The following is a 14384-nucleotide window of genomic DNA, read 5'->3' as shown; positions in this document are numbered from 1 at the left end:
GGAGAGACGAATGTCTAGTTCAAGCATGCCAGTGCCAGGCGATATCGAAGATGCGGTTGACAAGACGCATCCGTCGCGGTCGCGCGGGACCTATCTCGAGACGGTCCATAGCTGGGTGACAACTGTTGACCATAAGAAACTCGGCATTCTCTATATCTGTTATGCCTTGATTTTTATGCTAGCCGCGGGCGTGGAGGCGTTGGTCATCCGCTTGCAGCTTGCAGGCCCCAATAAGACGGTCGTCAGTCCCGAGGCGTACAACCGCATCTTCACCATGCACGGAACCACCATGATTTTTCTGGTTGGCATGTTTTTCGTGTTTGGATTTGGTAATTACCTCGTCCCGCTGATGATCGGTGCACGGGACATGGCCTTTCCGCGGCTGAACGCATTCAGCTTTTGGATCAGTGCAGCTGCGGGCATTCTGCTTTATTACAGCTTTATCGGCGGTCTTGGCCTCACAGGTGTAGGCACGGCTCCGGACGTGGGTTGGTTTGCCTACGCTCCTCTGACTGAGCGGGCTTTCTCTCCTGGGCATCCGGTGGACTACTGGGCCGTGGCGTTGATGGTTAACGGCATCGGCAGCATCGGAACAGCGATTAACATTTTGGCTACCATCTTCTGCATGCGTTGCAAGGGCATGACGCTCCTTCGTATGCCCCTGCTTACATGGCTCTATGCCACAGTGGCCTTCATGACGCTGATCGCTGTAAGCCCACTGACTGCAGCGCAAGCGATGCTGATGATCGACCGATATCTGGGAGGACACTTCTTCGATACTCAGGCCGGCGGTTCTGCCGTCCTTTGGGCTCATTTCTTCTGGATCTTTGGCCATCCGGAGGTGTACATTCTGGTGCTCCCCGCATTCGCCTTTGCCAACGAAATCATCCCGGTTTTCTCGCGGAAAGCGATCTTTGGGTATCCGGCGATGGTCGCCGCCAGCGTTGGCATTGGGTTCATCAGTATGGGCGTGTGGGCCCACCACATGTTCACCATTGGCATGACCACATTTGGCAATGCGTTCTTTACGCTGTCCACCATGCTGGTCTCCATACCCACGGGGATCAAGACATTCAACTGGCTAGCGACGATGTGGGGCGGCAAGATCCGATTCCTCACGCCGATGCTCTTCTGCATCGGGTTTCTCTTCCAATGGGTTATCGCGGGGCTGACCGGAATCATGCTTTCAGTGAGCCCTTGGAATTGGCAGCTACACAATTCATATTTCGTAGTCGCGCACTTTCATTATGTTCTGGTCGGCGCCATTCTGTTCATGGTCTTCGCAGCGATCTATTATTGGTATCCGAAAATGACCGGGCGAATGCTCAACGAGCGTCTGGGCAAGTGGCACTTCTGGCTCATGGTCATTGGGTTCCACGTCACCTTTGACTTCATGCATATTCCAGGTCTGCTGGGTATGCCACGGCAGATCTACACGTATGAAGCAGACCGCGGATGGACTGGTTGGAACCAGATAGTCTCCGCAGGCTCGGTTGTTCAGGCGGTAGCGATCGCAATCTTTGTCTATAACCTCGTGCATTCCTATTTTCGGGGAGAGCCGGCCGGACCGGATCCCTGGGATGGATGGACGCTGGAATGGTCGACTCATTCGCCACCTCCAGCTTATAACTTCGCGGTTGACCCGGTGGTAGCGAGCCGCCGTCCATTGTGGGACTTGAAGCACCCGGAAGATCCCGATTCAGCATTCGAGTAGCGCAGACAGGAAACCATGACAACTGTTCCGCTTGAACATATCGAGCATGAGGAAGTCTGGCACTTGCCGTCGCGGGGACGCGTCGCCATGGCTGGGCTCATCATTGCGGAAACTGCGATCTTCACGATCTTTGTCGTCGCATATGTTTTTTATCTTGGTCGCGACGTAAACGGGCCGACACCCCACGACGTGCTCGAGCTTCCGATCTTCAATACCGTCTGTCTGCTCTCCAGCAGCTTATTTATCTGGTTTGCGGAGCGCGCGATCGAGCACGGCAAAATGGCCGCATTCCGCTTGTGGTGGGCCATCACATTTCTTCTTGGTGCGATTTTCCTGGCAGGGACGGGAATGGAGTGGCACAAGCTGATTACGCATGACCATCTGACAATCGGCACGAATCTGTTCGGAACTACGTTTTACTCGCTGGTAGGTCTTCATGCCTCCCACGTCATTATTGGCCTGTTCATGCTGTTGCTGGTGCTGCTCTTTTCACTGACAGGTCGGCTGCGGCCGGAGCATAGTGAGCGCGTTCAGGTGTTGGCCCTCTACTGGCATTTTGTCGATGCCGTTTGGGTCGTGGTATTCACCGTGGTGTACGTGGTGGGGCGATAAATGCAGACACATCCGCAAATCAAGACGGTACCGGACAGAGAAGGGATGGAGCGCGCGACCGTTCAGCTGCCGAAATCGACAGCGTGGCCGTTCCTGTTATCACTCGGGATCACGCTGATTTTCACCGGGCTACTCACCAATGTCGGTATTGGAATTCTCGGACTCGTTCTCAGCGTAGCTTCCGGCATCGGGTGGTTTTGTAATGTGCTCCCACATGAGAAGCATGAAGATGTGCCAGTCGAGCTTGAAGTCGTGGAGATTCTGCCCTCGCAGGCACCTGTGGCCCGCATTGAGGCGGACGTGACACACCGTGCACAACTCCCGCTCCAGACCTACCCGGTTTCGAGCGGCATCAAGGGAGGCATCCTTGGTGGTCTTGTGATGTTGATTCCAGCCGAGATCTATAGCATCCTTCGTTATCACAGCATCTGGTACGTAGTGAACCTGCTTGGAGGTGCTGGCGTAGGAGAATGGGTTAACCCGACACCGGCACAAATTGCACACTTCCGGCTGGGTGCTTTCATCACCGCAAATATCATCCAGGGCCTCACGACGCTGTTGGTTGGTTTGCTATACGGGGCATTGCTTCCGATATGGCCGAAACGACCAATTCTGCTGGGCGGTATCGTCGCGCCGGTGCTGTGGACCGGGTTCCTGCATAGCGTCCTTGGCATCGTGAATCCTTACCTTCAACAGCACATCGACTGGTGGTCGTTCGCCGCTTCGCAAGTCCTGTTTGGTTTGGTGGCAGGTTACACCGTAACGAAGCTTGGCCGAATCAAACGGCTCGCTCAATCGCCGCTCCCGGTGCGACTTGGCGTGGAGGCGCCAGGTCTTCATCCCGGCGAGCACGGGAAAGAGCCGAAGCTATGAGCGCAGGCCGGAATACCATTGCCATTGCAGGGGTTCTTATCGCTTTGCTAACCGGCTGCCATCTGCCTGGAAGGCCTGGTCCGGGGCCGGAGGTGCCACGGCCAGAAGAGATCACAAATTTCAAACAGCTCTATGGGGAAAACTGTGCGGGATGTCATGGCGAAAACGGAGAGAACGGACCCGCAACCAACCTCGCCAATCCCGAGTACGAGGCGTTGATCGACGACGCGTCTCTGAGGAACGTGATTACAAATGGCGAGAAGGGCACGCTGATGCCAAGCTTCAGTGTGCATAGCGGCGGCGATCTGACAGATATCCAGATCGATGCAATCATTCGAGGGATGCGCGCGCATTGGTTCAAGGGCAATGTACTAGCTGCTCAGAACGCTCCGCCCTATAAGGCAACTCGCCCTGGCAACATCGGTGATGGTCAAGCGGTGTATTCAGAAGCCTGCGCCCGTTGCCATGGTGCAACGGCACAGCACCCCGGACCGGCAGGTTCCATCGTGGATGGAGCATTCCTCAGCCTAATCAATCAACACACGATCCGCACCACGATCATCGCAGGACGGCCAGATGTGGGCCAGCCGGACTGGCGCAATCTAATCCCGGGACGGCCGCTGACGGACGCCGAAGTGACCGATGTCTCTGCCTGGCTGGTCGCCCAAACGCCGGCCAACCCGGGACAGCCTTACCTCGACAGCCACGGTACTCGACCCACCAGCGAAAAGCCTGATGAGGCACAGCCAAAAGCAGTAAAGAGGACGCAGCCCTAACCATCGCGGCATTTTATGGAGGAGTATCAAATGGACGAGAAGCTACCATCGCCATCCCCCGACGAACAGGAGGAGCGGCTCGAGAAAAAGCGGGTTACGCGTCGGACGTTCCTTATGAATGTGGGCATTGCGCTGAACGCGATCGTAGCACTTGCAATCGCGACACCAGTTGCGGCGTACTTGCTGGGTCCTGTAACTCGCCGCAAGGAGTACCTCGCGTGGGTGCCGATAGGTAGCCCGGACGATTTTCCACCGGGGGAGACGAAGCTCATTACCTTCAAAAATCCGTTTACAAACCCATGGGACGGCGATACAGCGATGGTCCCAGCTTATGTGCGTTCCACCGCGCCAGGAGACTATACGGTCTTCGCAATCAATTGCGCGCACCTTGGCTGTCCGGTGCGCTGGTTCTCCGAGTCGCAACTCTTCATGTGTCCCTGCCACGGCGGAGTATATTACGCGGACGGAAGCCGCGCCTCTGGTCCGCCTGAGCGGGGATTGTTTACCTATGAGCAAAGGATAGAAAACGGCAAATTGATGATCAATGCGGGGCAGATGCCTACACTTCAGAATCGTGCTGGCGTTACACCCTGTCCGAAACCGGGTGAACCACGGAATGGCACCGCCCTCGTACAGATTACTTAGCAGGATCGGAGCAGGAGGGCACTATGCCTTGGTATAAGCGGACCTACGACTGGTTAGAACGGCGAATTCAAATCGAAGGCCCCGTTAAAGAAGCGGCGCTGCACTATGTGCCGAAGAGCACAGCCAGTTGGTGGTATGTCTTCGGCAGCGCTAGCCTGACCCTCCTCATCCTCCAGGTAGTCACCGGCATTTTGCTGGCGCTCGTGTACGTACCGTCGGCGGGGCACTCATGGCAGTCTTTGGAAATATTGAATCACCAACTCCCGCTTGGATGGTTCCTGCACGCGATGCATGGTTGGGGATCGAACTTCATGGTTGCCGTCGTGCTCATCCACATGGCGCAGGTGTTTCTCTTCGGCGCATACAAATTCCCCCGTGAACTCACTTGGATCCTTGGCGTGTTCATGCTGCTGATGACACTCGGCATGGCATTTACTGGCCAGGTCCTTCGTTTCGATCAGGATGCGTATTGGGGTCTCGGCATTGGTGCATCCATCATGGGGCGCATACCGTTCGTCGGCGGACAGCTCGTACATTTGATGCTGGGCGGCCCGATGATCAACGGTGCGACGCTTACGCGGTTCTTTGCCCTGCATGTCTTCGTGATTCCAGGTATGTTGCTCGCGTTCACAGGTCTCCATGTATGGATGGTGTTGAAGCTGGGTGTCAACGAGTGGCCGATGCCTGGCCGCATCGTACGCCGCGAAACATACATCAAGGAGTACAACGAACTCGCGCACAGTGACGGAATCCCGTTTGTGCCTGGCGCCGTCTGGAAAGACCTAGTGTTTTCCGCCGCGATTCTTTTTGCGGTTGCGTTCTGTGCGGCGGTCTTCGGTCCGTTTGGGCCGAAGGGCGTGCCAGATCCCACCATTATCCAGACGGTCCCTAAGCCAGATTTCTTCTTCCTTTGGATATATACGGTGCTCTCGTTCCTTCCGCCGGAGATGGAGACACCATTCATCCTGATCGCGCCGATGATCGGGGTTGCCGTGTTGATCGCGTTGCCATTCGTTGCCGGCGTCGGTGAAAAGAGCTGGTGGCGCCGGCCGGTCGCGGTCTTTTCGGTGATGTTCCTCGCTATCTGCTGGGCTGTGTTCACCCAGTTGGGAACATATACGCCTTGGAGCCCAAAGATGAATGCGTGGAGCGGCGATGCAGTACCGGTCAAATACCTGCAGCATCGAACACCCCTGGAGCGTCAGGGTGCGAACGTCTTTCAGGAGAAGCAGTGCCGCAACTGCCATTCCGTCGGAGGCCTGGGAGGTCAGCGCGGTCCGGCACTCGATGACGTGGCCACTCGCCTGACAGAGGATCAGATGATCCGTCAGGTGCTCCTGGGCGGGGGCAACATGCCGGCATATGGTGGCGCGCTCTCACCATCAGAGACAACCGCCCTCGTTCACTTTCTGGACACATTGCACCCCAACTACCAACCAGCAGCGGGCGATGCCTCGCGATATGTGGCAGCTCATGGCACATTGCCGGAGAGCACGACGATGGAGCGTGGTGTCGGCCAGACGAAGGCCCCACGATGATAGGAACCTGCATTCCACTACATGGAAACGCGGCGTGCAGTCGCTGCAGGATCGTGCAGCTGTGAGCGAATTTCCCGGAGGCATTCTTCGGCAGTGGTCGTTCCCGGTCCTGCCGTTTGCCTGCCTTCTGATCGTGACATTCATCTATTTTCGGGGATGGGTGCTCGCGTCTCGAACGCGGCCCCAGCAACTGCCGAGTTGGCGAGCCTTTTGTTTCGTCGGCGGGATTTTTTCGCTGTGGATCGCAATCGCGTCTCCCATCGACGCGTTGGACGATTACCTGCTCACCGCACATATGGTGCAGCATTTCATCCTCATGTCGATCGCGCCGCCGTTGATCGTATTGAGTGCCCCCACGGTACCAATGCTTCGCGGACTGCCGCGCGTTCTCATTCGTCGTGTGCTGCGCCCGCTATTCGCGGCTAGGTGGTTCCATGGATTGCTCCGCTTCACCGCACATCCGGTCGTGGCTTGGCTTGCTATGAACCTCGCCTATCTCGGTTGGCACACGCCTGCCGCATTCGAACTGACTTTCCAGTCGGAAAACTGGCACGATTTCGAGCACCTCTGCTTTTTCGGAACATCCGTCATGTATTGGTGGAGGGTGCTGAATCCCTGGCCAAGCCGTCCACGCTGGCCGCGGTGGGCAGTGATTCCTTACCTGCTGAGCGGAGATGTGGTGAACACCATGTTATCGGCGTTTCTGGCATTCTGCGGTCGTGTCCTATATTCCTCGTACGCCGCAGCACCACGTATATGTCGGCTTACACCATTGCAGGACCAGGTCGCCGCTGGATCGGAAATGTGGGTTCTGAATTCCATCGTCTTCCTTGTTCCTGCATTTATTTTGACGATGCGTATGCTCGCACCCCGCTCTCTTAACGCCAAGGAAGAAACTGGTTTGCACACGAGAGCTAAACAGGTTCTTCTTTGACCAGTTGGTTCGTGGGATCGCGCATCATCATTGCGAGTACCTGATGGAGACCTGATGAGAGGAAGTTAATTCTCGAATTGGTATTGACCTCTACGGGGCCACACACAATAGTGCCCCGGTTCTTGTCTCTCGAAGGCTATGGCGTTTGCGGGATGTCCGTCTTGTACACTGTTGCGCTGCGGTAGGCTCCCGGCGTCACACCGGTCAGCTTCTTGAAGTGGCGGTTCAAGTGGCTTTGATCGGTAAAACCCAGATCCACCGCCACATCCACAATAGCCAGGCCTTCCTTCAGCAGCCGCCGTGCCCGGTGGATCCGTACCTGTTCGAAATAAGCATGGGGCGACAGCCCTAACTCCTGCCGAAATACGCGTATCAAGTGGTACGGGCTAAGCCCGCTCAACGCCGATAGATCTTCCAGAGCCACGTTCCGTCGCGTATTTGCATCCAGGTACTCGCGTACCCGTCGCACTGCTTGTCTTTCCAAGCCCCGGTTAGGTTCCACGAGTTTCACATCTGCATGCCGCTTCGCAAGCTCCGCGAATGTCAACAGGAATAGTTCCTGTCGCGTCAGCCTCGACTCTTCGATCTCGAGCACAGCGTGCAAACTGCATATCTGTAAAGCCAACTCGGGGTCGTCAATGATCGGATTTCTGAAAGCAGGTAAGTTAACCTGCTTTCCACTTGCCAGGGAGGCCGCGGTCCGTAGCAGTTCCGAATCGAAGTAAAATATACGGAACTCCCAGCCTTTCTCATCAGCCGCCTCCCCCGTGTGCACTTCTTCCGGGTTAAAGACGATGATCTGGTCCGCTACTGCATAGTGTCCGCTGCCCATACAGGTAAAACTTTCCACTCCATGTCGGATTACGCCGACCGCCAATCCCTCATGAGTATGCCGTCCAAAGGAGTGCTTAAGATACCGCGCATGCAGGAGTTCGACGTCACCGATATCATCAGCGCGCCAGAACTTCGTCCGTTCTCCCTGAAGCAATTGCTCTTTTCTACAATCCATACCGGCCCTCCTTCGATTCTAATCCTTCGGAAGTTGCGCCGTATCCCACCCACCACCAAGCGCCATGACCAGCTGAACGCTTGAAACGACTCGACTAGTGGAGATCGCTGCCAGGGCGCGTTCGTCGGTCAGAGCAACTGTCTGGTTGGTTAAAACCTCGAGGTACGAAGACAGGCCACGCTTGTAACGTGCTGTCCAGAGTGCGACCGAATTTCGCGCCGCCGTGACTGCGGCTTGTTCAGTGCCAGCCCTCCATCTCGAGGACTCGTAGAGCGAGAACAGCGCTTATCGCTCATTGAGAGAGTAGTGGACGGTGTCGGCAACACCGATATTTGGGCCGGCTTCCAGGGGCTGGCAAGGCCGCTCCGGGTTATTTCCGTATGGTCGGCTACTTTTCCATAATCGGATTGGGAGAAGAGTAGCTCGTTATCTTGGTACCTCTCCGAGGAGCCACTGATCGGCTGCGGCGGAGGCAACGCGCTTGCAGATTGCTCACCGCGCTCTGATTCCGCTTATAGGGCAGCTCGGGCCTAAGCAGCTCGACTGATCTCTTCCCCACTCTTCTTGGCGATCACGCCCAGGGCCAGCGGAATCGTAGTAAGGCCTCCGACCAGGACCAGAGCCCATCCGGCAGCTTTGCGTTGATCATTGTTGAGCCGGGCGGCAAGCAAAAGCCCAATACCGGTGCCCAATGCAACGCGGGTTCCAGCGATGAGCATGATCTCGACGAGGGTAAGCTTCCGCTCTATCATTTCTCGACCTCACTTTCCTTCCCCGCACGGCAGTCGGCGGGAGAACAAGTTTACTCCTGGTCAGCATGGTGGGCGACGAGGGCGCGGCAGCCTTCTCATGGAGTATGTCCCAACGGCCTCATCGGGGCCGCCTGCCGCAATCACGCCAGAGGCGGGATTTTCGCCTATTCAGCCCCACCTTTCGCGTCTTATGGAGCAGCAGTGTTCGCCGGCCTGCGGCCGTGGGCACATCCGGGCGGAGGTACTTGGCCAGCGTCCACCTCGTCATAGAAGTGGCGACTGTCGCAAGTTCGCCCAGCGCATCACTCTCCAGACCGCCGCCTGCGCCCAGATCGAGGTTTGGATAATAGGCCGCTTTGGCTACACCGATCCGAGGGTTGGAAGAGGCAACCCGCCGTTCGGCCGCGGCAATATCGGGTACTGCGTTCGAGCAAGTGCGAAGGCACGCCTACCAGGAATGCGGGGAGGAAGAGCATTCAGCGGACGAAAGGCAATATGGAAGGTTGAGGCTGGCTGACCCACGAAAACAGCAATCGCATGCTCGTACTGCGCTCGTTGCACTCTAAGGGCCGTCTTCTCCGCGCGTGCGGTCTCCAATTGGGCCTTTGCCTCCTCCACGTCCGTGTCGGAGGCAAGACCACGACGACCGAGATCGAGCGTGAGATTGAGTGAGTCCTGGTAAGCGTTGAGAGTGTCGTCAAGAAGCTGCGTCTGAAGGTCCACTCCCCGAAGCTGAAAGAAGATAGCAGCCAACTGGCCCTGCAGGCTCATGCGAACATCGGCGAGGTCAGCAGAGGAGGCTTGTGCGGCCGTCGCTGCACTTTCGATATTCCGCCGAATACGGCCCCACAAGTCGGGATCCCAGGAGACTACGCGCGTTGCTCGGGCGAAGAGGACGATTGGCAGAGATGCGCTGACGCCCTCCCAGATCAATCTGGGTTCCAGCCTGCAGGGCGAGCGCGTAGGAACTCGCAAAGACCGCCACGCCGCTCATCTTGAATCCAGGGAACCATCTCGAATTGAACCTTGACGACAAGACGATCGAGGCAATGCGCATTGTCGCCCAGGTTGGAACGCCCGACGAACAAGAGAATCTCCGTTCGACGAACGGGCAAGCCTGCTGCTCTCGGTGTCCCTCCCGGACCGACATATTGCCTTCAATAGGCGGAGCAGCATGTCAACGAGCCTGTGATGTCACCCGGCGTGCCTGGTCGCAGCCGATGTGCCCATGGCAATTGACACATCCGGGCTAATCCGGAACCGGAGATAAAGGAAGAGAGCTTCTCGAAGGCAGCGGAATCGGCTCCGCCATGTTTTTCGAGGCTATCGAAGACGCGCGCTCGGAGTTGGTCCAATGTCCAGCCGGCTTTCGCAACCCCGATAACGGGCACATTGAGGTGACCACGCTTGAGCATTGCCTGCAATGCGGGAAAGATCTTTTTATACGCCAGGTCGCCGGTTACTCCGAAGAAAACAAGCGCGTCCGAATGAGAATTGTTCACAACTGTCTCCTTATGTCACCTTGGGTTCGTCTTCGGAGTTTTCAGGTGCCCGCCGTCAGGCACGTCTGCCCTGGACCGTGCTCCTATAGCACTGGGCATGATCCCCCTTCCAAATGTCGGATGCCTTGATCTTAGGAGACAGCCCGGGAAATCAGTTTTCGGACTTTAGAATCTAGATCCTTAGCTATCTCCAATGCTTTCGCGTTTCCATAAGGAGACAGAAAGCTTGCCATTGTGTCGTAAGCGAGATGTATCCCGTCCTGACTCTCGTAGATGAGAATGGTGACCGGAGCGTAAGAGCCAACGTCGGGAACATGCTCCGCCATTCGCTTCATGATCAGAGGATTGCCTGCGATGATGCGTATCATCTTGTAGGCTGTTGCTGCGGGGTCCTTCCGCAAGGCCATACCCAAATCCAGGCGGAGGAATTCCATTAAGTCAGCAGTGCCTACCGCTCCATTGACGAGCTGTTCAAACTCCGAAAAAGACTCGGCCGCAGCCAACCTTGGCGCAAGCGAACTCATTTCGGGGCGGCCGATCCCTGCGTTGAGCCCGGCGAGAGTCTCCTCAAAGGATTTTGTCGATACTACGTTGAATCGCTCCACCCGAATCTCTGTAGATTTCATGCCTCTGCTCCATTCTTCTTCGTAGGCTATTGGCCTGGTTGACTGTCGAAAGCCTAGTGTTGACCGCATAACCTTGTCCATTAACCGTGCTCGCATATCCAAGTTGGCACAGTGTGTACAGACATTTTCTGACAGCCGCGCGGCTGAGACCTGTTACGGCGCCGATTTTTGCGATCGTCGGGCATTTGATTTCCGAGCCGAAAGCCTCAAGAACAGCCAAGCCTTTGGCGAAGGAGAGCATGAAATCAGGGTCGCCAGTGAATCGCCTGAATTTCATGGCTTTGTTTTCGGGGTCGTTGATATCAGTGCCTGAAGCCGTTCATATCTCCTTCTGACTGACGTGCAGCGAAACTGCGGGGGACCGACCGAGAGTATCCCGCGCTTTGTTCGTGGACGTCTCATGCAGCAATCAGTGACGAGCGTAAGACATGGTCCATACTGCCTTATCGCCCTCGTGGTATTCATTGCCTGCCCACGGGCTGCCGCAGACGTGCAGATACGCATAGGGGGTTCCCGCGAACATCACCCAAGCGCCTGTGTCGCGAACTGTGGTCGGAAGCCCATTTGCCGCGGCATCGAAAGGCCACGTGATCATCCAGTGTGGTCCTATGGGAATGGCGGGACTGGTTTTATCCGCAGGATTGGTGTTGCTTCTCTGTGTGGCACCGCACAGCATGTAAATCATTCCGGGCGCGGTGTTCGTCGGCTTCGGCTTTCCCTGCATGGCATCCATCATCCATCGCATACCCATGGGGTTCATGCACATCGGTGGGTCGCCGATTTTGTTTTCGTTCCCCGGTGTGCAAACCCACTCGGTGTTTCCTTTTACTAGAACTGTCAAAGTGCCATCGGCAGCCATTTCGGCAACCGTCGCGTCTTTGGTCACCTGCTCAGGGCCGGAGAGACGCGCCCTCGTAATTCTTGGATCTTCCCCTTTATATGTCATGTATTGGTCTCCTGGAGTTGGGCCATTGGACACCATATCTTTCCGTCCGGTTTCATCCATAGTAGAGAGTCCAGACAGAGCCGCAGTTTGGCCGGAACTGTTGGTCAGTAAAGCCGCAACAGCTATCGTAGTCGCGAGAAAGTCTCTTCGTGTTTTCATCGATGCTCATCGCTCCCGGTCAGCGATCTTCGTCCGCCCGCAAAACCAAATCAAGAAGCTCACTCATGTGCATCTCCTAAACTTCGGCTTGCTTGCCTCTCAGAGGCAAGATCGCAGCAGTAGGTAGTCCGACGTTCCTTGGCAACAGGTCTCACGTCTCAAACCGCACGTTGCTGATATCGATTGAAACCATCAGCATTTCCAGGATCGGCCGGCGATCGGGCCCACGCGTGTAGGCGCGTCGCTTGGTTGGCAGACGGATGCCATCCGCCACCACATAATCCGAAGTCAACTGCGCCGCATTAAAGCCGCCTGCGATATTCACGTTATAGTCATGGCGGCGCAGCATCAGATCCTCACCGAAGAAAAAATCCTGAATGAGGCTGTGCGTCTCGATCGAACCAGGAAAGTATCCGCGCAACACGCGCCACGTCTCTGTGCCTTCGCGCCAGGCTTCGGTCTCCTTGACTTGTACGCCATCCATCTCGAGAAGGAAGGGCGTGGTGAGATAGGTCCACAGGGCGTAGCCATTGAAATAGGCACGATGTAGCGCGTCCCAGGGCGTGCTCATCTGATGGCCGGCGAACAAGTCTCTGGGCGCACCGCGCTCGGCAACAAGCGTGCCATCGAGTTTCTCAATGGCGATCCTGTCTGGCGTGAACATCGTGCGCTGATCAAGCGCTCCGTACGGAGAGACTGACGAGCGTTCCTCCTGCAACCAAACGGTCATGCGACGCGGGCTTGGGTCCTGTACGACTCCCTTGAGTGGAAACAAACCGCCGCCACTCACAATCGTTGCCTCGACTTTTTCGTATCGATTCCAGCGATCCATGCCGCCGTGCGCGTCAAAAATTCGAGCAAGCAGTTCGTTCATCAGGTGTCTCCTTCAGATACAGTTGATTCATCAGTGGACTGGCGCACTCTGCGCAGCTCCGTTCTTTGTAACCAGCACCATGCGGAACCGCGCTTTGCCTTGCATCATACGAGCGTAAGCATCCGCTGCCTCTTCGAGAGGAACTGTTTCGATCATCGGACGGATGTTCTCTAGGACGCTGAAGGCGAGGGCATCCTCAGTTTCAATTGCCGTTCCGGTCAGCGAGCCATAGACCGAGCGTCCTCCAAAGACGAGCGGAAACGCATTCAGTTGCATCGGGTCCTGCGGCACACCCACAACGATGAGCTTGCCGCGGGCAGCAAGACCGGATACCAGTAGTCCCATAGCATCACCACTGGGAGCTGTTGCAAGTATCGCCCTGGCTCCTCCCATACGCTGCAGTAGCGCCGCGGAATCGTCGACGGCGGTATCGATGTAGACGTGCGCGCCGAGATCTTTCGCAAGCTTTTCTTTCTCGCTTCCACGTCCGATTGCAACAGTATGGAACCCCATTTGCCGCGCAAACTGGATGCCAAGATGCCCAAGACCACCAATGCCCTGCACGGCGACCAGATCCCCACCGCGCAGGCCGGCATTACGAAGAGCATTGTAGGTCGTGATGCCAGCGCAGAGGAGAGGGGCGGCTTCTGCGGACCCAAGCTCATCGGGAATGGAGGCGAGGCCGCGCGCTTCAGCAATCATTACTTCCGCATATCCTCCATCTACGGTGACTCCCGAGACCACAGGATTCTGACAATTCACCATGTCCCCGCGTCGGCACGGTTCGCACGTCCCGTCTTCGCCAGCGATGAGGCCGACACCCACCCGTTGACCGATCTTCCACCGGGATACGCCTGCACCCAACGCCTCAATGCGGCCAATAACTTCATGCCCCGGAACGCGCGGCAGGGTTAGGCCCGGGTAAGTGCCAGTGACTGTGGCGGCATCGGTGTGACAGATTCCACATGCTTCGACTCGAATCCGGACCTGACCCGCTCCGGGCTCGGAGATTTGCCGTTCCACTGCTCGAAGCACGCCGGGTGCGGAGACTTCCACTGCTTTGTATGTATCTTTCATGTGTGTCTCCCATTTGAAGTGATCGTGGGTTGTGGCGAAGAGTCAAGTAGCCGATGTAGGCACAGGTTCGGCAAATTGCTACGAGGTAATGCATTCTTGTTCTTTGTCAATCCACCCACGAAGAAAAGCGGGGCACTTCCTCGCTCGCAAGCTGCAAGAAACGTCGTTGCGTCGCGACTAGCAAGCGTCACTTCTGAAAGGTTGAGGGCGAGCATAGTCGTTTTCTCCTCCGTCAGCTCCTTGATCGTGTTCACACATTCCACATCTACCCGTCCAGACACGTGCAACACGATGACGTTCTCCTCGCTGACGAGCCGGTCGACCCTGAAGGTCATTGGCACCATTGC

General features: G+C 56.5%; 16 protein-coding genes. 7 read left to right on the top strand and 9 right to left on the bottom strand.

From position 1 onward, the window contains the following. Positions 1 to 10 precede the first annotated feature (10 nt). Genes ctaD through Q363_RS15380 form a run of 7 tightly spaced genes read left to right on the top strand, consistent with a single transcriptional unit; the run spans position 11 to position 7092 of the window. Positions 11 to 1714: a cytochrome c oxidase subunit I gene (gene ctaD / locus Q363_RS15410; RefSeq protein WP_035351764.1), complete on the top strand. Its 1704-nt coding sequence runs from the start codon at positions 11 to 13 to the stop codon at positions 1712 to 1714. A gap of 15 nt (positions 1715 to 1729) precedes the next feature. Further along, positions 1730 to 2326 carry a cytochrome c oxidase subunit 3 gene (locus Q363_RS15405; protein ID WP_035351762.1) on the top strand — a complete coding sequence of 199 codons (597 nt, stop codon included), beginning with the start codon at positions 1730 to 1732 and terminating at the stop codon, positions 2324 to 2326. 45 nt (positions 2327 to 2371) lie between these two features. Next, a complete protein-coding gene (locus Q363_RS15400; protein ID WP_035351760.1) occupies positions 2372 to 3199 on the top strand; it encodes a hypothetical protein in 828 nt (275 codons plus the stop codon). Continuing rightward, the gene (locus Q363_RS15395) at positions 3196 to 3975 is read left to right on the top strand and encodes a c-type cytochrome (protein ID WP_051978812.1); all 780 of its coding nucleotides are present in this window, start codon (positions 3196 to 3198) and stop codon (positions 3973 to 3975) included. Before Q363_RS15400 ends, Q363_RS15395 begins: the two co-directional genes overlap by 4 nt. Before the next feature lie 30 nt (positions 3976 to 4005). Beyond that, positions 4006 to 4620, top strand: a complete 615-nt coding sequence (locus Q363_RS15390) for a QcrA and Rieske domain-containing protein (RefSeq protein WP_035351813.1) — start codon at positions 4006 to 4008, stop codon at positions 4618 to 4620. Between the two features lie 23 nt (positions 4621 to 4643). Further along, positions 4644 to 6158: a cytochrome b N-terminal domain-containing protein gene (locus Q363_RS15385; RefSeq protein ID WP_051978811.1), complete on the top strand. Its 1515-nt coding sequence runs from the start codon at positions 4644 to 4646 to the stop codon at positions 6156 to 6158. A 34-nt stretch (positions 6159 to 6192) separates the two neighbouring features. Continuing rightward, positions 6193 to 7092: a cytochrome c oxidase assembly protein gene (locus tag Q363_RS15380; RefSeq protein ID WP_051978810.1), complete on the top strand. Its 900-nt coding sequence runs from the start codon at positions 6193 to 6195 to the stop codon at positions 7090 to 7092. A 136-nt stretch (positions 7093 to 7228) separates the two neighbouring features. On the opposite strand, the gene Q363_RS15375 is transcribed toward Q363_RS15380, so the two are convergent. From Q363_RS15375 to Q363_RS15340, 9 genes are all read right to left on the bottom strand, one after another. Further along, positions 7229 to 8101, bottom strand: coding sequence for an AraC family transcriptional regulator (locus Q363_RS15375; protein ID WP_035351758.1), 873 nt, complete (start codon positions 8099 to 8101; stop codon positions 7229 to 7231). Positions 8102 to 8631: 530 nt separating this feature from the next. Beyond that, positions 8632 to 8853: a hypothetical protein gene (locus Q363_RS15370; RefSeq protein ID WP_035351756.1), complete on the bottom strand. Its 222-nt coding sequence runs from the start codon at positions 8851 to 8853 to the stop codon at positions 8632 to 8634. 360 nt (positions 8854 to 9213) lie between these two features. Beyond that, the gene (locus Q363_RS15365; protein WP_051978808.1) at positions 9214 to 9786 is read right to left on the bottom strand and encodes a TolC family protein; all 573 of its coding nucleotides are present in this window, start codon (positions 9784 to 9786) and stop codon (positions 9214 to 9216) included. 224 nt (positions 9787 to 10010) lie between these two features. Then, a complete protein-coding gene (locus tag Q363_RS15360; RefSeq protein WP_035351754.1) occupies positions 10011 to 10355 on the bottom strand; it encodes a hypothetical protein in 345 nt (114 codons plus the stop codon). Between the two features lie 131 nt (positions 10356 to 10486). Next, complete coding sequence (locus Q363_RS15355) at positions 10487 to 10981, bottom strand: DUF302 domain-containing protein (RefSeq protein ID WP_035351751.1); 495 nt, start codon at positions 10979 to 10981, stop codon at positions 10487 to 10489. After that, positions 10923 to 11222, bottom strand: a complete 300-nt coding sequence (locus tag Q363_RS46270; RefSeq protein ID WP_425387683.1) for a helix-turn-helix domain-containing protein — start codon at positions 11220 to 11222, stop codon at positions 10923 to 10925. The genes Q363_RS15355 and Q363_RS46270 overlap by 59 nt, the downstream gene beginning before the upstream one ends. 168 nt (positions 11223 to 11390) lie before the next feature. After that, complete coding sequence (locus tag Q363_RS36140) at positions 11391 to 11927, bottom strand: hypothetical protein (RefSeq protein WP_051978807.1); 537 nt, start codon at positions 11925 to 11927, stop codon at positions 11391 to 11393. 310 nt (positions 11928 to 12237) lie between these two features. Then, a complete protein-coding gene (locus Q363_RS15345; RefSeq protein ID WP_035351748.1) occupies positions 12238 to 12960 on the bottom strand; it encodes a hypothetical protein in 723 nt (240 codons plus the stop codon). 30 nt (positions 12961 to 12990) lie between these two features. Beyond that, the gene (locus tag Q363_RS15340) at positions 12991 to 14037 is read right to left on the bottom strand and encodes an alcohol dehydrogenase catalytic domain-containing protein (RefSeq protein WP_035351746.1); all 1047 of its coding nucleotides are present in this window, start codon (positions 14035 to 14037) and stop codon (positions 12991 to 12993) included. Between the last annotated feature and the right edge of the window lie 347 nt (positions 14038 to 14384).

Origin of the sequence: Edaphobacter aggregans DSM 19364 (genome assembly GCF_000745965.1) — a bacterium.
Classification (GTDB): Bacteria; Acidobacteriota; Terriglobia; order Terriglobales; family Acidobacteriaceae; genus Edaphobacter; species Edaphobacter aggregans.
The sequence above is the reverse complement of the archived record's forward strand: the minus strand, read 5'-3'. Positions and strand labels throughout refer to the sequence as shown.